This is a genomic window from Albidovulum aestuarii (genome assembly GCF_029961185.1).
Taxonomy (GTDB): domain Bacteria; phylum Pseudomonadota; class Alphaproteobacteria; order Rhodobacterales; family Rhodobacteraceae; genus Albidovulum; species Albidovulum aestuarii.
In genome coordinates this window covers 43560-58450 of the sequence record NZ_JASBQQ010000013.1, presented here as the reverse complement: position 1 = coordinate 58450, position 14891 = coordinate 43560, and the positions used below count along the sequence as shown (strand labels likewise).

Sequence of the window (14891 nt, the reverse complement as noted above, 5' to 3'; positions counted from 1 at the left end):
ATCAGGCCTGTTTCTTGCCCTTGTGGGGCGCCCAGATCCGCTTGTTGGTAAGGTACAGAAGCACCGTCAGCAGCCCGAGGAACAGCACGCCGACAAAGCCGACCTGCTTGCGCGCCATCATCTTCGGCTCGGCCGCCCACATCAGGAAAGCAGACACGTCCTCGGCCATATGATGGACTGTCGCTTCATGCCCATCGGCATATTCGACTTGGCCATCCGACAAGGGCGGGTTCATCGCGATCAGGCCGCCTGGGAAGGCGGTGTTCTCATAGAACGTCGTGCCGACCTGTTCGATCTCATGGCCGGTATAGCCGGTAAGGATCGAATAGATGTATTCCGCCCCACCGATGCCCTTGAAGAACTGATTGATCCCCGAGCCATAGGGCCCGTGGAACCCGGCACGGGCCTTGGCCATCAGGCTCAGGTCCGGCGCGTTCTCCAGCGCGGATTTCGGGAAGAAGTCGTTCGGCGTTGCCTCACGCTCTTCGCCCGTATCCCTGTCGATGGCGGTGAACTGCTTGGCGTAGGCGCGCACCTGGTCTTCCGGCAGATGCGGGCCGCCTTCGTCCGAGAGCGACCGGATCGGCACGAACTTCATGCCGTGGCAGGCCGAGCAGACCTCGGTATAGACCTGCAGGCCACGCTGCAGCTGGTGCTCGTCATATTTCCCGAACGGGCCTTCAAACGAGAAGTCCACATCCTCGATATGCTGCTCTCCGCCACCGGCCGCAAAGGCCGCGCCCGACAGGGCGAGGACGGAAACGGCCGCGATTGCGATTTTTCTCAGCATCTCAATCAATCCTTTCCGCTCACTCGGCCGGAGTGCTTTTTGCGCCGTAATGCGCGTTGAAGTCATCCTCGATCGTCGCCGGCGGGGTTGTCGGCTTCTCGATCACGCCCAGAAGCGGCAGGATCACGAGGAAATAGGCGAACCAGTAGGCGGCCCCGATCAGCGAGATGATCGAGTAGGGCGGCTCGGCCGGCATCGCGCCGCACCACATCAGAACGACGAAGTCGACGATCAGCAGGTAGAACCACCAGCGGAACATCGGCCGGTACTGACCAGAACGCACGTTCGAGGTGTCGAGCCACGGCACGATGGCCATGACCGCGATCGCACCGAACATCGCCAGCACGCCGAAGAACTTGGCGTCAACGATGCCGAAGGTCACCCAGTTCGTCAGCATCACGACCCAGACATCCGAGGTAAAGGCGCGCAGGATCGCGTAGAAGGGCAGGAAGTACCATTCCGGCACGATATGCGCGGGCGTCGCCAGCGGGTTCGCCTCGATGTAGTTGTCGGGATGGCCAAGGTAGTTCGGCATGAAGCCGACGATGGCGAAGAAGACGACCAGAACCACGCCCAGCGCGAAGAGGTCTTTCATCACGAAATAGGGCCAGAAGGGCAGCGTGTCCTTCTCGGCTTCCGCTTTCGAACCACGACGCACCTCAACACCGGTCGGGTTGTTGTTGCCCGTGGTGTGGAAGGCCCAGATGTGGACGGCGACCAGCGCCGCGATCACGAAGGGCAGGAGGTAGTGCAGCGAGAAGAAGCGGTTCAGCGTGGCATTGTCCACCGCCGGTCCGCCCAGAAGCCAGGTCTGGATCGGCTCACCGATGCCCGGGATCGCGCCGAAGAGGCCGGTGATAACCGTGGCTCCCCAGAACGACATCTGGCCCCAGGGAAGCACATAGCCCATGAAGGCGGTGCCCATCATGGCGACAAAGATCAGGATGCCGACGATCCAGGTGATTTCCCGCGGGGCCTTGTACGAGCCGTAGAAGAGGCCGCGGAAGATGTGGATATAAACGGCAAGGAAGAACAAGGACGCGCCGTTCGCGTGAATGTAGCGCAGCATGTGGCCGCCATTCACGTCGCGCATGATATGTTCGACCGACTTGAAGGCCTGATCGACATGCGGCGTGTAGTGCATCGCGAGGACGATGCCGGTCGCGATCTGCAGAACAAGGCAGAAAGCAAGGACGATGCCCCAGATCCACCACCAGTTCAGGTTCTTCGGTGTCGGGATCATCAACGTGTCGTAAGCCAGGCTCACGATCGGCAGGCGGCGGTGAAGCCACTGCTCAAAGCCCGTCTTGGGCTCATAATGGTCGTGCGGAATACCAGCCATTTTCTAGCCCCCTCAGCCCAGCTTGATCGTGGTTTCGTCGGTGAAGGCCGCGACCGGCACCGGCAGGTTGGTCGGCGCAGGACCTTTGCGGATCCGGCCGGCAGTGTCGTAGTGCGAGCCGTGGCAGGGGCAGAACCAGCCGCCGAAATCACCCGCACCGTCGCCCAGCGGCACACAACCCAGATGGGTGCAGACGCCCATCATCACCAGCCATTCGCCGGCTTCGTCCAAAGTGCGGTTTTCGTCCGACGCATCGGCCTCGGCGCCCTTGTTGGCATTCTCGGCTGCCGGATCGACCAGATCGGCCAGCGGAACCGCGCGGGCCGCGTCAATCTCTTCCTGGGTGCGACGGCGGATGAAAACCGGCTTGCCGCGCCATTTGACGGTCAGCTGCGTGCCCACCTCGACGCCCGAGATGTCGACGAAGATCGACGACAGCGCCTGAACATCGGCGGATGGATTCATCTGATCGACGAGGGTCCAGACGGCGGCGCCGCCCGCGACCGCCCCGGCGCCAGCGGTGGCATAATAGAGGAAATCCCTCCGGGTGCCTGCGTGGTCTTCAGCTTGGGACACGAAACTTTCTCCCTTCTTCGACCGGCGGGCCGGTCCTGCGACGAATGGGCCGCAGTTGCCCGCAGCCTTCCCGGGCGGTTATTAGCGGCCAAATTCAAGCCCGTCCAGCGGACAATCGGGCGCATCAGGGGCTCTGCGACACTGTAGACGCAGAGTGGCGGCGAAAAAGTCACGGGCAGAAAGGTGCCGATAGGGGCAACCCAAGGTGATTCCCTGCGCTTTTGTGTTTGAGAGACGGGTCGGCCGTGCTCTGATGGCGGTCACTGTCCGCGCGTCGTGACAAAGGAGCGATCATGCTCGAAGGGTCATGCCATTGCGGCGCCGTGCGGTGGACCTATGAGGGCCAGCCGGGCGCCGCCACAGCCTGCAATTGCACGGCCTGTCAGCGCTATGGCACCCTCTGGATCTATGGATATGAAAACGAGGGCGTGGTGGTGCATGCAATGCCGCGGACGCATAGGGGCTACGAACGTCCCGGCGGCGATCTTTCCTTTCATTTCTGTCTGACCTGCGGCTGCGTCACCCATTGGCGAGGTCGCAAACCCGGTGCTGACGGCCGCCGCCGCATCGCGGTCAATGTTCGGCTATCAGAGCCCGAAACGGTTGCGGCGATTCCCCTTCAGCGCTTCGATGGGCTCACGACGTTCGACGACCTGCCGCCGGATGGCAAGTGCGTTGCCGATATCTGGTTCTGAAGCAATCAGGACAAAAGACCCACTGCCAGCTTGATCGCGAACCCGGTGAAAAAGAGGCCGACTGTGGCGTTGATGGCGGGTGCGGCCTTCAGGTAAGCGCGCGCAGCTGGGGCCGTAGAAAAAGTGACGGCGTAGGCAGCGTGTATGGCGAAGGCGATGGCAGACGCCCCGGCGCAAAGCAACGCGATATCTCCCGCCCCGGCGCGGGCCACGGGAAAGAGCGTGAGAATCAACACCCAGGTGGTCAGCGCCTTGGGATTGAGCGCATTCACCGAAAGCGACCGCAGGAACGAGGCGCGAAGCGACAATCCCGATCGACCGGCCAGCTTCTTGCCGTTGCCGCGCCAGCCTTGCCACGCCGCGCACAGATAGCGTGTTGCGAACCACAGAAGCAGGCAAATGGCGATCAGCGTCAGGATCGCGCGTGTAGAAGGCAAAGCGAGGAAGAGTGCCGCCATGCCAAATGTCATGCCGACACACCAGATCCCGACCCCCACCGCCACAGCGGCGGCCGATGCGAGCCCGGCCGCGCGGCCCGATCCCATGGCGGTGGTGATCGTGTTCAATACGTTCGGCCCCGGCGAGGCGATGTTCAGCGCCAGCACCGCCCAGACCGTCAGGAACGGCGCAAGTGGCAGGCTCACCCGGCGGGCTCGGTCGCCTTCATGGACGGACGCCGCGAGAAGGCATTATACCATGTCGACAGTTCCGCCCGTCCTTCCCGCCAGTTGCGGGCACCGTGGCGGAAGTCGAGATAACCGAGCGCGCAGGCCACCGCGATCTGGCCCATGTCCAGGGGACCGTTCAAGTGGTCCATCCACCGATCCTCCAGCGCATCGAGCGCGCGGGCGATCTTGGCCCATTGGCCTTCGACCCATGGCTGGAACCGGATGTCCTCGGGCCTCAGCCGCGATTCGTAGACCATGAGCAGGGCAGCTTCCAGAATACCGTCTGCTGTCGCCTCAAGCGTCAGGGTCTGCCACAGGTGCGGCGCGGGTGGGTAGAGTTTGCCGCCTGCCCGTTCATCGAGATAGCGGCAGATGACCCGGCTGTCGTAGATCGCAGTCCCGTCGCCGGGTTCTAGCGCGGGGATCTTACCCAGAGGATTGACCCCAAGTGGCTGGTTGCCCGGATCAAGAGGAGTGCCGCCAGAGGATATGACCTCCACATCGCCTGCCTGCCCGGTTTCGTGAAGAAGCACTATGACCTTGCGCCCGTAAGGCGTCGTCGGCGAATGATAGAGCCGCATTCTGTTTCCTTACACTTTCCGCACCCGGAAACGGCCAAGCGCGGCCGCGTCGATTTCAATGGCCGTATCGTCCCAGCGGATCACCCGGCGGAACCGGGCGGCGGCGTTGGTCTGGCCGCGATCACCCGGACGGTGCACCGCGACGCCTTCATCCATGTCGTCCAGCGCGTCCTCAGCGCGCTGGTCGGTGCGGCCCTTACGCAGCGCCTTGCGAACGCCGTAGGCGACAAGCGCCACGGTGCCGTAGCGGATGGCAAACCCAGCGACAGGGGCAAGTGGCAGTGGCATCGGAGCCTCCCTCCTCGGGTGCGGTCGTTCGGGCCGCGCCCTTTCAGGAGATGAGAAGCCCACCGCTGATGTCAAGCCCGCTCTCTGACCAGAACGTCTTTATCGGAGTGAAGCTATTTGCTATTCCATTGCCTGGAAGAGCGACAACCCGCGAGGCTCGACTTGCCGTCGTAACGCCCGGTCTCAACAGGCTTCACCTGCCCTCCCCTGCCGATCCGGCGCGGGACTTATGCGCTTATCGGGTGGCTGACTGAGACCGGTCCGGCTGTCGATGACCCCGCATCTCCAATGCAGGGGTATGGTCCCGTCTCTTCCCGCTATTCGCACCGCCTGCCCGCGTCCTTTCAAGTCCGATGCGCTTCTTTGCGGAAGGTATCGACGGAATGTCCCTTCATCTTACGGTCCACTGGACCGTGCTGCCCGGCGCCGCCCCACGGCCCTGGCTGCGTTGCGCCGCCTGCGGCGCGCAACGCGCGTTTGCGTTCTCCGGCAAGGCGCGGCTCAACGCCAACGGGCGATTGCTTGACGGCTGGCTCATCTATCGCTGCGAAACCTGCGACGCCACCTGGAACCGGCCGGTCTTTGAACGCCGGAGAGCCGATGCACTGCCACCCGGCCAGTTGCAGGCGTTCCAGTCCAACGACCCGGAGGTGCTGCAGCATCTCGCCCGGGATCGCAGCACCCTGCGCCGGTTCACCCGACAAATAGACGAGGCGGACGGCGTGTCGGTCCGCCGGAGGATCGTTGCCTCTGACCCTGCGGCTACGCCCATGCTGACGATCCGGCTCGACCCGGCGGGGACGGTTGTACCGCGCCGGGATCGGATTCTGGCCGAGGGGCTCGGCCTCAGCAGGAGCCGGATCGCGTCGCTTGCGGCGAGGGGGCGAATCACCGTCATGTCCGGCACCGTGGACGCGCTGCGGCGACCGTGCCGGGTGCCGCTCGTAATATTTCTCGATCTTTGTGAAGAACCGGACGCGACCGCAATCATGGCCTGCGCCAAGGGATGACGCCCTTGTCGATGGTCCCGGGCTCTGGCAAGCTGCACCTCGTTCTCAGGGCGGGGTGCAATTCCCCACCGGCGGTATGGGGGAAACCCCGAGCCCGCGAGCGCCCCGGCGAAAGCTGGGGGTCAGCAGACCCGGTGAGAGGCCGGGGCCGACGGTGACAGTCCGGATGGAAGAGAACGTGCGCGAGCCGCCCTTCGGGGGCGGTTCTCGCCCGTGATCGCCTTGGGTGACGTGTCGTTCACGAAAGGAGATCACCAGATGACACACACCCGTTATGCTTTCATCAAGGCCAACTGGCATGCCGATATCGTCGATCAGGCGCTGGTCGGGTTCAGCGAGGTCATTCCCGCCGACCGGATCGACGTTTTCGACGTGCCCGGCGCCTTCGAAATGCCGCTTCTGGCACGCGATCTTGCGGGTTCTGGCCGTTACGCGGCGGTAGCCGCTGCGGCCTTCGTCGTCGATGGCGGCATCTACCGGCACGATTTCGTGGCCCAGGCGGTGGTGGACGGGCTGATGCGCGCCGGGCTCGATACCGGCGTTCCCGTCCTCTCGGTCTCGCTGACCCCACATCAGTATCAGGAAACGGCGCATCACAACGCGATCTACCGCGCGCATTTCGTTCAGAAAGGGCGCGAAGCGGCAGAGGCGGCGATGATGATCGGGCGAACCCGCGAAAGTCTTGCCGCCTGATGTGTCAAAGGCGAACGCAGCGGCGACCAGCGCCGCTGCGGGTCGGGCTACTTCTGGATCGACTCGAGATACATCGCGAGCGACAGGATCCGACCTCGGGTCGCCAGAACCGCACCGTAGTTTCCGACTTGCCCCGCCGTCTCTTCGGTGAATATCCGGCCATAAGTCGGCATGGGCCCGCCATGCCCGCGTAATCCGGTCCGCCCATCAATGATATGGATCACCTTCAGCATGGGAAACTCGCCATCGTTGTTGGCCGCGAGTTGCGTAAGATCCGCAACCTTAACTGTCATCAACTCTGTAAGCGGTCCCCGGCCATCGGCTGCTTCGCCATGACAGGTCGCGCAATACTGGGTATAGATGTCATGTCCGACGTCAGCACTTTGTCCTGCAGCATTCCCGCCACCCAAAACCGCGAATGCCAGGCAAGCAACAGTCATCCCTTTTGTATTCTTCATGAGCTTCTCCCCAAGGATGCGCGTCTCCATGGGCAGATGCTAGCGGCGAGATATGAGGCGCGGTTGATCTGAATCACACTCCAAGACCCGCCGCTTTTTCACGCGACGACCCCGCAACGACGGAGCCGCGCTCTTAGCGACCCAAAAGCGGTTTTCTCGCTAGAACGACCATAGCTGGCATCAAGGTGATGTGCAGGTCCTGAACCCGCAATTTGCATTTCAGCAGCACACGCGTACAGAATCCGGCAATGGCATCGGCAAACTCGCCTTACCACCGCCGGATGTGCGCAGAACAGAGAAATGGTAGGCGTTTCTCTGGTGATGGTTCTATTTCTGAAGCGATTCCAGATACATAGCAAGCGACAGAACGCGTCCGCGAACCTCAAGCACGGACCCGTAAGGATTGGCAGGTCCCATCTCACTCGAAGCGAACACCTTGCCGAAGACGGGCATGGCACCGCCATGCGCACGAACTCCGGTCCGACCATCGATTATGTGAAGCACTTGCAGCATCGGAAATTCGCCATCGTTGTTGTTCGCGAGAAGCGTGAGGTTCGGTGCGGGTATGGTCATCAGATTGGCCATGTCGCCGTCACCTTGCGCTCCTGCACCGTGGCAAGCCGCGCAATAATCATCGTAGAGCGTTTTCCCAATCTCTGCGTCCTGCGCCGCCGCGATACCGGCGGTTAATCCAAGTGCGGTGATAACGGACACGATTTCAGCAACTCTAGACATGATGCTCTCCCCCTTATGAGCGACCGGTTTCCAAGGAGATCGTGACACGCTTCCGGAGGCGTGATTCTGATTCAAATCAGCCGGGATGACCTAAATCAGGCGGTCAGCCGAATACCGTCATGGCCCATAATCGTGGCTGTGACGAGCGTGCCTTCCGGTTGATCGCTGGCGAATGAAACTTCGGTGAATTGCTCGGTCCGGCCTAGGCGGGGGCCTTCCGTGAGGATGCAGTGGCTCAGGCCCTGTTGTGCGTCGAGGTGGCGGGCAAGGGCCGTCTCTCCTGCGGCGCGGAGGCGGGCCGCGCGGTCCTTGACAGCGGGTCCCCTGACCTGCGGCATGCGGGCGGCGGGCGTGCCGTCGCGCCGGGAATAGGGGAAGACATGGAGGAAGGTGAGGCCGCAATCCTCTACAAGCTTCAGGGAATTGTCGAACATCGCCTCGGTCTCGGTCGGAAAACCGGCGATGATATCGGCGCCGAAGACCATGTCGGGGCGAAGGCGCCGCGCCTCTTCGCAGAAACGGATCGCGTCATCGCGCAGGTGGCGGCGCTTCATACGCTTCAGGATCAGGTCGTCGCCGTGCTGAAGCGAGAGGTGAAGATGCGGCATCAGGCGCGGCTCGGTCGCGATGGCCTGCATCAGGTTCTCATCCGCTTCGATCGAATCGATCGAGGAGATGCGGAGCCGCGCGAGGTCCGGCACCAGCCGCAGGATGCGCAGGACAAGATCGCCGAGGCGCGGCTGGCTGGGCAGGTCTGCCCCCCATGAGGTCAGGTCAACCCCGGTCAGGACAACCTCGAGGAACCCCTTGTCCACCAGCCTTTTGATCTGGTCGACCACGACCCCGGCAGGAACGGAGCGGGAATTGCCGCGCCCGTAAGGAATGATGCAGAAGGTGCAGCGGTGATCGCAGCCGTTCTGGACCTGCACATAGGCGCGGTGGCGGCCGAAACCGTCGATGAGATGCCCGGCGGTTTCGGTGACGGACATGATGTCGTCGACCATGACACGCTCGGTCTCGCCGATCAGATCGGGCGCCCGGAGCGCGGCCCATGTTTGCGCCTGCATCTTCTCGGTATTGCCGACGACCTTCGTGACCTCCGGCATGGCCGCGAAGGTTTCAGGTTCAGTCTGCGCGGCGCACCCGGTCACGATGAGCGTCGCATCCGGATTTTCGCGGCGGAGCCTGCGGATCTCCTGCTTGGCCTTGCGCACAGCTTCGGCCGTCACGGCGCAGGTATTCACCACGACCGCGCCCTCGATTCCGGCTTTCGCCGCCAGTTCCTTCATCGCTTCCGTCTCGTAGGCGTTGAGACGGCAGCCGAGGGTGGAAAAGACCGGTGGCTTCATGGATGGGCGGCGATGAAATCAGGCGTCAGCCAGCCATCGAACACATGCGCCGCAGGGCCGGTCATCCAGACTCCATCCTCGCGCCAGTCGATCTCCAGCGTACCGCCGTCGAGATCGAGGACCACATGGCGGCCCGTCAGGCCACGCAGATGCGCCGCAACGGCGGTGGCGCAGGCGCCCGATCCGCAGGCCAGCGTGATACCCGCGCCGCGTTCCCAGACCCGCATGCGCAGGCGGTCGGTGCCGGTCACACTCGCATATTCGACATTCGTTGCCTTCGGGAACAGCGGATGGTGTTCCATCGCCGAACCCTCTTTCGGAAGATCAACTGCCTCGGCATCGGCGACGAAGAACACGCAATGCGGATTGCCCATGCCAACCGCCGCCGGATCGCCCGGAACCGGCAAATGCAGAAGGTCGGCTTCTTCAGCCAGCGGCACACCCTGCCAGTCGAGGATCGGCGCACCCATATTGACGCTGACCAGCCCGTCGGCGCGGCGCACCGCGCCCAGCCGCCCGCGCTCGGTCACGAAGCTGACGGCATCGAGGCCTAGCCCCGCCATCACGTGATCGGCCACGCAGCGCGAGGCATTACCACACGCCCCCGCCCGGCTGCCATCTGAATTCCAGAAATCGAGAGCGAAGTCGGCTCCATCTGCATCGCGAATCTCGGCCAGCTGGTCGAAACCCACTCCCCGGTGCCGGTCGCCAAGTGCCGCCGCCAGTGCGGCCGTGGTCACAGGCGAACGCCCCCGTGAGTCGATGACCACGAAGTCATTGCCGGCACCATGCATCTTCATGAATGCAAGGCCGTCAGAGGGGCGATTGTCCTTCATGGCGTGCCATATACGCCCGGGCAAAGGTTTTTGCCAGTGGCGCTTGCTTTTGCTCTTGACCGCCTCTGGCGAGCTTCCTAAAGAGGCGCCCTGTGATGGGCCCGTAGCTCAGTTGGTAGAGCAACTGACTTTTAATCAGTGGGTCACAGGTTCGAATCCTGTCGGGCTCACCACCAAAATCAAGTATCTAGTCCGTGAAACTATGCGCACCCACAATCTGGGCAGGTGCAGCGGAGGATTCTACGCGATTTTTGTGATTGAGTTCCGGCTCCGGCCGTCCGCACGTCCGTTCCACCCGGGTGGATGGTACGGGCTCCATTCGGGTCCGGAGGTCGAACAGCTAAACGGCGTGGCACGGATCGTCGTGTTGCCTGAACAAGATATCCGAATTGAAAGTGGTCCGGTCCGCGCCTTGCGCAGTTGTGTTTACATCGGAAGGTTCGCGATCCAACCATTTCGGTGTGAACCATCGCTGACCTGAACCGTAATCATCTGGCCATGGTCCCAGAATCCGTGATTTACCATCGCCAGTGAAACGTTCGCATCCCGCCTCGGTGACCAGACTGCCGACGTGATTTGACCAATCTGGCGACCGTCCGACATCAACGGCCACGGTTCCGCGCAGGTCGGACAGCGACCACCATCGAAAACAACACCCCGAATTTTGCGGGTAATGCCTTGGGCGGCAATGCGCTGAAGCGCATCCCGGCCTATATACTCGATGGATTCGTCAAGTGTGCAGTACTTGCTCAATCCGATCTCGAGCGGATTGTTCTCGCGTGTCATCTCGTTGCCGTAAGAGAGCAGCCCACCCTCGATCCGCTCGATAAGGTTCGGGCAGCCTGGCGCGATGTCGTATAGTTGTCCCGCCTCCCAGATGGCGTCCCAGAGTGCGGGGCCAAAGTGGGCGCCCTGCAGGTAGATCTCGAACCCGCCCTGCCTTGAATAGCCGGACCGCGCGATCAGTTGGCGCGTGCCTTTGAACTCGACCCAGGCGAACTTGAAGAAACCGATCTCGCGGATGTGTTCGCCGAAGAGGTCCGCCATCACTGCCTCCGCCTTCGGCCCCTGAACGGCGAGCGGCGATACATCCGGTTCCTCGATCCGGACGTTCATGCCGCGCCCGATCGCCAGTCCCTTGGCGTAGAGCAGGAGGTCGCTGTCTGCGATGGAGAGCCAGAACCGGTCCTCCGCGAGCTTCAGGAGAACCGGGTCGTTGATCAGTCCCGAAGACTCGTCGGTAATCGGTACGTAAAGGCAATCGCCGACCTTCGCCCGCCCGATGTCGCGCGGGGTCATCCATTGCACAAGCCGGGTGGCGTCCGGCCCTTCGATCTGAACCTGCCTCTGGCAGGCAACGTCCCAGATCTGCACATGCTCGCGCAGATGCCAGTAATCCTCCTCGACCGACCGGGCGTAGGCCTTGGGCAGCAGCATGTGATTGACGACGGAAAAGCCGCGCACCCCGGCGGCTTCGGCACGTCCGGTATAGGGTGTGCGGCGCAGGCGGCGGGAGAAGTTCAGACCGTCGGTCATGGGATCACTCCGGAACAGACCACCAGAAGGAAGCGGCATTGGGCGACAGGATCACTGGCATGTGGTAGCGGCCCTCGGGATCTGGCATGACGAAGCGCAGTGCGATCTCCTCCATGGCTCCCGCGCGCGTCGCGAAACTCAGCTCGTAGCGGTCCATTGAGTTGAGGCCAGTCAAATCGACCTGGTGCGACAGTCGCCCGCCGCTATCGGTCTTCTCTTCGAAGAGGGTTGCGCCCGTCGTCAGATTGATCAGCCGAACGGCGACGCCGCTTGAATGGGTGCCATCCGCCCCGTTCAGAACATGAGTGGAAATCGTGGCTGTCATTCGATGGATGCCTTGTCCCGCTTGTCCGACGTGGCCGCCACGATCGGACTGATCACACCTCTGCATTTCACGTTGACGCAGGCGGTCTTGCCCGACGCCATCGCCCGCGCCAGTGCCGGGGCCAGTTCCGAGCGTCGGGTCACAAGTTCACCATGGCCACCGAGTCCCTCGAACATCGTATGAAACGGAATGTCGCGGAAATCCGTGGCGAAATGCTTGCCCGAGGCGAAGAGCCGTTCCTGCTGCTGGCTGATGCAGTCGAGCCCGCCGTTGTTGTCGACCACCACCGTGATCGGCAACTGTTCCTGAAATGCCGCCTCGATCGACAGGCCGCCGGACAGGAATGCGCCGTCCCCGGTGATCAGCACCACATTCCGGTCGGGATGCGTGGCCTTGGCCGACAGCGCAAAGCTGACGCCGACGCCGAGCAGCGAATAATTGCCCGGATGCAGGATGCCGCCCAACCGTCGCCCCCTTGCACCCGCTATGTTGACGGCGATCTCGGACCAGAAATGCGTATTGCCACCATCGAAGACCAGCCAGTCGCCATCCGCCATCGCCGCCTGAACGTCGAGTGACATCTGAAGCGGGTGCATCTTGTTGCCTTCGGCCTCGTCCTGGCGGGTCTCACCGGCGATGTGGTTCGACCATTCAGAGACCCAGTCCGAGCGCCGTTTCTTTTGCAGGTCGAACCAGTCCGGCCATGACCGCCCGACGCCCGCCAGTGCCTCCAGAAAGGCGCCGGGATCAGACAAAAGGACGTCATCGGCGGCGCGGTTGTATTCAAGCTCCTCATGGCTTCCGTTCACGCAGATAAGCGTCTGGCCAGCCGGAAAGAAGGGGGGATTGCCGAAGTTCATCTGATTGTCGAGCCGTCCGCCGATCATAAGAACCAGATCGGCCTCGTGAATGGCTGGCTTGGAGGGGTGGTACTGGTGGAAATCAGCGAGACCCATCATCGCCTCGCAGTCTTCCCCCAACAGTTTTGTGTGATAAGGCACGTTGAAGACCGGAATGCGGAGTTTTGCCGCGACCTCGGCAAGTTTCGCCTCGCCGCGCGACCACCAGACACCGTGGCCGCCGATGATCACCGGCCGCTCGGCCCTTCCTACAAAGTCCAGAACCCGCGCCAATCCGGTCGGGTCGGGCCACGCCCGGGGCAACGGACGCGCGTCGCGCCGGAACGGGCGTTCCTCGCGCCCTGCATCCTCCGGGTAGGACGAGAACATTATGTCGACCGGCAGAGACAGGTGCACCGGGCCGGGATAGCCCGTGGTTGCCGCCGTCCAGGCGCGGTCCACGAACTCACCAATCCGGGTGCCATCGGTGATCCGGGCCGAGTATTTGCAGAGGGGTGCCGCGATCGCGACGTCGTCGATTTCCTTGAACCCGCCCGCACCCTGCCGTTTCAGCGTCGAAGACCCCGTGACGAAGATCACCGGGCTGCGTTCACCCATCGCCTCGAGCATTGCGGGCACGGCATTGGCGAAGCCTTCCGGCCCGACCAGACAGATCGCGGGTTTCCGCGTGATGCGTGTGTGTCCATCGGCAAGATGTCCGGCGACCTGTTCGTGCGGGCAGTTGATGACCGGCATCTGGCATTCCATGAAGCCTTCCAGCGCCGGGTTGCAGAACCCTCCGGCGAGTGTGAAGACATGCTCCGCCCCCTTCTCCTTGAGCGCCCGCGCCAATAGCGCGCCCCCCCTCAGCTTCGTCTCTGTCGCCATCAAAGCTGCCTCTTCTTGTTATGTGCGCGCCGCGAGCTTTAGGCCTGTTGGTGCCCGATCAGACGGTGTTTCATCAGTATCGGCAATCACTGCCCGGTTGATCTGGTTGACATCCGAAAGGCCAAGCTGGGCCATCGCGATTTCTAGCTCGTCTTGGAGCGCGTCGAGATAAGCGGTCAGGCCAGCTTCGCCCTCTGCGCCGATTGCATAGAGGACGGGTCGGCCGAGCATTACAAAATTTGCGCCTAGCGCCAGCGCCCTGACGACATCCTCGCCCTGACGGATTCCGCTGTCGAAGATAAGCGGATAGTCAGGTCCGACCGCTCTGCGGATGTGGGGCAGTACCGAGATCGCCGGGGGTGCCGCATCCAGTTGCCGACCGCCGTGGTTGGACACCCATACAGCATCTGCCCCTGCGTTGCGAATACGCAGAGCATCTTCGGCCGACATCACGCCCTTGACTACAAGCGTGCCCGGCCATGCGTCACGAAGACGCTTCAGGAAGGTCCAATCAGCTCCGGCGCGGCTTGCAGTTCGATCAAAGCCTGTGCTCCCCCGAAAATTCTGCGGCACAGGCGACCCGTGCCGCAATGTGGCCAGAGCCCAGCGAGGGTGAGCCGCAAAATCGAGGAACTGCCGCGCGCCGATCCGGAAAGGCACAGTGAACCCGTTGTTCAGGTCCCTGACCCGGCGCGACACTTGCGGCACATCGACGGTCAGGACCAGCACCTCGTAGCCCGCTTTTGATGCGCGTTCGGCCATGGCAAGGGCGGCATCCGCCTCACCTTGCACATAGAGCTGGAACCAGGCATTGGGGCCTGCCCAATCCCGCATTTCTTCAAGCGTGGTGGAAGAGGCGAACGACACGCCGAGCGGGATGTCGCGGCTCTTTGCCAGGCGGGCAAGCATCCCATCCGCTCCGGGCCAGATGAGGTTGCACATGCCCATCGGGGCTATTCCGAATGGGCAGTTGAAGGTCCGTCCGAAAATCTCCGTCGAGAGATTGCGGCCATCTGTCGGCACCATGACCCTAGGCGTCAGCTCGATCTGGTCGAAGGCCGTCGCATTCTTGTGCGCGCCGACTTCGCGCCCGGTTGCGCCGTCAACAAAATCAAACACAAGCCTTGGCAGTCTCAGCTGAGCAAGTCGGCGGGCGTCGGCGGCGCAGTGAATGCGCGATCCCTTTGCCTTGCCAGAGAAGCCTGTCATCTTAACGAAGGACCATCCATCCGCATCCGCTGCTTCAAAGTCTAAGATGCGCGCATGGATTGCCTCCAATGCA

The 14891-nt window shown here is 62.6% G+C and carries 17 protein-coding genes, 1 tRNA gene and 1 riboswitch; of the genes, 4 read left to right on the top strand and 14 right to left on the bottom strand.

The window, feature by feature from the left end:
- Position 1 precedes the first annotated feature (1 nt).
- The 3 genes from QKW60_RS20445 to petA are packed head-to-tail and all read right to left on the bottom strand — an operon-like array spanning position 2 to position 2708.
- Positions 2-790 (bottom strand): cytochrome c1, encoded by a 789-nt coding sequence (locus QKW60_RS20445; RefSeq protein WP_282371502.1) that lies wholly within the window; start codon positions 788-790, stop codon positions 2-4.
- A 19-nt stretch (positions 791-809) separates the two neighbouring features.
- On the bottom strand, positions 810-2132 hold the full coding sequence (gene petB / locus QKW60_RS20440; RefSeq protein ID WP_282371500.1) for a cytochrome b: 1323 nt from the start codon (positions 2130-2132) through the stop codon (positions 810-812).
- 12 nt (positions 2133-2144) lie between these two features.
- Positions 2145-2708, bottom strand: coding sequence for a ubiquinol-cytochrome c reductase iron-sulfur subunit (petA, locus tag QKW60_RS20435; protein ID WP_282371498.1), 564 nt, complete (start codon positions 2706-2708; stop codon positions 2145-2147).
- 293 nt (positions 2709-3001) lie between these two features.
- Here petA and QKW60_RS20430 point away from each other — a divergent pair, with 293 nt between their 5' ends.
- A complete protein-coding gene (locus tag QKW60_RS20430) occupies positions 3002-3403 on the top strand; it encodes a GFA family protein (protein ID WP_282371496.1) in 402 nt (133 codons plus the stop codon).
- 5 nt (positions 3404-3408) lie between these two features.
- On the opposite strand, the gene QKW60_RS20425 is transcribed toward QKW60_RS20430, so the two are convergent.
- The 3 genes from QKW60_RS20425 to QKW60_RS20415 are packed head-to-tail and all read right to left on the bottom strand — an operon-like array spanning position 3409 to position 4940.
- Positions 3409-4047 (bottom strand): LysE family translocator, encoded by a 639-nt coding sequence (locus QKW60_RS20425; protein WP_282371494.1) that lies wholly within the window; start codon positions 4045-4047, stop codon positions 3409-3411.
- Positions 4044-4652: a glutathione S-transferase gene (locus QKW60_RS20420; RefSeq protein ID WP_282371493.1), complete on the bottom strand. Its 609-nt coding sequence runs from the start codon at positions 4650-4652 to the stop codon at positions 4044-4046. The genes QKW60_RS20425 and QKW60_RS20420 overlap by 4 nt, the downstream gene beginning before the upstream one ends.
- Before the next feature lie 9 nt (positions 4653-4661).
- The gene (locus QKW60_RS20415; RefSeq protein WP_282371492.1) at positions 4662-4940 is read right to left on the bottom strand and encodes a hypothetical protein; all 279 of its coding nucleotides are present in this window, start codon (positions 4938-4940) and stop codon (positions 4662-4664) included.
- Positions 4941-5323: 383 nt separating this feature from the next.
- Here QKW60_RS20415 and QKW60_RS20410 point away from each other — a divergent pair, with 383 nt between their 5' ends.
- Both QKW60_RS20410 and QKW60_RS20405 read left to right on the top strand, forming a co-directional pair.
- Positions 5324-5950: a DUF1062 domain-containing protein gene (locus tag QKW60_RS20410; RefSeq protein ID WP_282371490.1), complete on the top strand. Its 627-nt coding sequence runs from the start codon at positions 5324-5326 to the stop codon at positions 5948-5950.
- A 37-nt stretch (positions 5951-5987) separates the two neighbouring features.
- Positions 5988-6132: riboswitch (FMN riboswitch) on the top strand.
- Positions 6133-6208: 76 nt separating this feature from the next.
- Complete coding sequence (locus QKW60_RS20405) at positions 6209-6643, top strand: 6,7-dimethyl-8-ribityllumazine synthase (RefSeq protein ID WP_282371488.1); 435 nt, start codon at positions 6209-6211, stop codon at positions 6641-6643.
- Between the two features lie 47 nt (positions 6644-6690).
- Here the strand turns inward: QKW60_RS20405 and QKW60_RS20400 are convergent, their stop codons facing one another.
- From QKW60_RS20400 to dapF, 4 genes are all read right to left on the bottom strand, one after another.
- The gene (locus tag QKW60_RS20400; protein ID WP_282371486.1) at positions 6691-7101 is read right to left on the bottom strand and encodes a c-type cytochrome; all 411 of its coding nucleotides are present in this window, start codon (positions 7099-7101) and stop codon (positions 6691-6693) included.
- 327 nt (positions 7102-7428) lie between these two features.
- Positions 7429-7836, bottom strand: a complete 408-nt coding sequence (locus QKW60_RS20395) for a c-type cytochrome (protein ID WP_282371485.1) — start codon at positions 7834-7836, stop codon at positions 7429-7431.
- 95 nt (positions 7837-7931) lie between these two features.
- Entirely contained in the window at positions 7932-9185 is a 1254-nt protein-coding gene (gene mtaB, locus QKW60_RS20390) for a tRNA (N(6)-L-threonylcarbamoyladenosine(37)-C(2))-methylthiotransferase MtaB (RefSeq protein WP_282371484.1), read from the bottom strand.
- Positions 9182-10021: a diaminopimelate epimerase gene (gene dapF, locus QKW60_RS20385; protein WP_282371483.1), complete on the bottom strand. Its 840-nt coding sequence runs from the start codon at positions 10019-10021 to the stop codon at positions 9182-9184. The genes mtaB and dapF overlap by 4 nt, the downstream gene beginning before the upstream one ends.
- A 97-nt stretch (positions 10022-10118) precedes the next feature.
- Between dapF and QKW60_RS20380 the strand changes: the two genes are divergently transcribed.
- Positions 10119-10194: transfer RNA gene (locus QKW60_RS20380), tRNA-Lys, on the top strand.
- Positions 10195-10447: 253 nt separating this feature from the next.
- Here QKW60_RS20380 and QKW60_RS20375 read toward each other — a convergent pair.
- The 4 genes from QKW60_RS20375 to QKW60_RS20360 are packed head-to-tail and all read right to left on the bottom strand — an operon-like array spanning position 10448 to position 14818.
- Positions 10448-11557 (bottom strand): dimethylsulfoniopropionate demethylase, encoded by a 1110-nt coding sequence (locus QKW60_RS20375; RefSeq protein WP_282371482.1) that lies wholly within the window; start codon positions 11555-11557, stop codon positions 10448-10450.
- Positions 11558-11561: 4 nt separating this feature from the next.
- Positions 11562-11882 (bottom strand): hydroxyisourate hydrolase, encoded by a 321-nt coding sequence (locus QKW60_RS20370; RefSeq protein ID WP_282371481.1) that lies wholly within the window; start codon positions 11880-11882, stop codon positions 11562-11564.
- Positions 11879-13609 carry a thiamine pyrophosphate-binding protein gene (locus QKW60_RS20365; protein ID WP_282371480.1) on the bottom strand — a complete coding sequence of 577 codons (1731 nt, stop codon included), beginning with the start codon at positions 13607-13609 and terminating at the stop codon, positions 11879-11881. Before QKW60_RS20365 ends, QKW60_RS20370 begins: the two co-directional genes overlap by 4 nt.
- A gap of 18 nt (positions 13610-13627) precedes the next feature.
- On the bottom strand, positions 13628-14818 hold the full coding sequence (locus QKW60_RS20360) for an alpha-hydroxy acid oxidase (RefSeq protein ID WP_282371478.1): 1191 nt from the start codon (positions 14816-14818) through the stop codon (positions 13628-13630).
- Positions 14819-14891: the final 73 nt, after the last annotated feature.

Coding starts and splice junctions, on each gene's coding strand:
- QKW60_RS20430 (WP_282371496.1), top strand. CDS start 3,002: ATGCTCGAAGGGTCATGCCATTGCGGCGCCGTGCGGTGGACCTATGAG.
- QKW60_RS20445 (WP_282371502.1), bottom strand. CDS start 790: ATGCTGAGAAAAATCGCAATCGCGGCCGTTTCCGTCCTCGCCCTGTCG.
- mtaB (WP_282371484.1), bottom strand. CDS start 9,185: ATGAAGCCACCGGTCTTTTCCACCCTCGGCTGCCGTCTCAACGCCTAC.
- QKW60_RS20415 (WP_282371492.1), bottom strand. CDS start 4,940: ATGCCACTGCCACTTGCCCCTGTCGCTGGGTTTGCCATCCGCTACGGC.
- QKW60_RS20360 (WP_282371478.1), bottom strand. CDS start 14,818: ATGACAGGCTTCTCTGGCAAGGCAAAGGGATCGCGCATTCACTGCGCC.
- QKW60_RS20370 (WP_282371481.1), bottom strand. CDS start 11,882: ATGACAGCCACGATTTCCACTCATGTTCTGAACGGGGCGGATGGCACC.
- QKW60_RS20365 (WP_282371480.1), bottom strand. CDS start 13,609: ATGGCGACAGAGACGAAGCTGAGGGGGGGCGCGCTATTGGCGCGGGCG.
- QKW60_RS20420 (WP_282371493.1), bottom strand. CDS start 4,652: ATGCGGCTCTATCATTCGCCGACGACGCCTTACGGGCGCAAGGTCATA.
- QKW60_RS20410 (WP_282371490.1), top strand. CDS start 5,324: ATGTCCCTTCATCTTACGGTCCACTGGACCGTGCTGCCCGGCGCCGCC.
- QKW60_RS20400 (WP_282371486.1), bottom strand. CDS start 7,101: ATGAAGAATACAAAAGGGATGACTGTTGCTTGCCTGGCATTCGCGGTT.
- QKW60_RS20375 (WP_282371482.1), bottom strand. CDS start 11,557: ATGACCGACGGTCTGAACTTCTCCCGCCGCCTGCGCCGCACACCCTAT.
- dapF (WP_282371483.1), bottom strand. CDS start 10,021: ATGAAGGACAATCGCCCCTCTGACGGCCTTGCATTCATGAAGATGCAT.
- petB (WP_282371500.1), bottom strand. CDS start 2,132: ATGGCTGGTATTCCGCACGACCATTATGAGCCCAAGACGGGCTTTGAG.
- QKW60_RS20395 (WP_282371485.1), bottom strand. CDS start 7,836: ATGTCTAGAGTTGCTGAAATCGTGTCCGTTATCACCGCACTTGGATTA.
- QKW60_RS20405 (WP_282371488.1), top strand. CDS start 6,209: ATGACACACACCCGTTATGCTTTCATCAAGGCCAACTGGCATGCCGAT.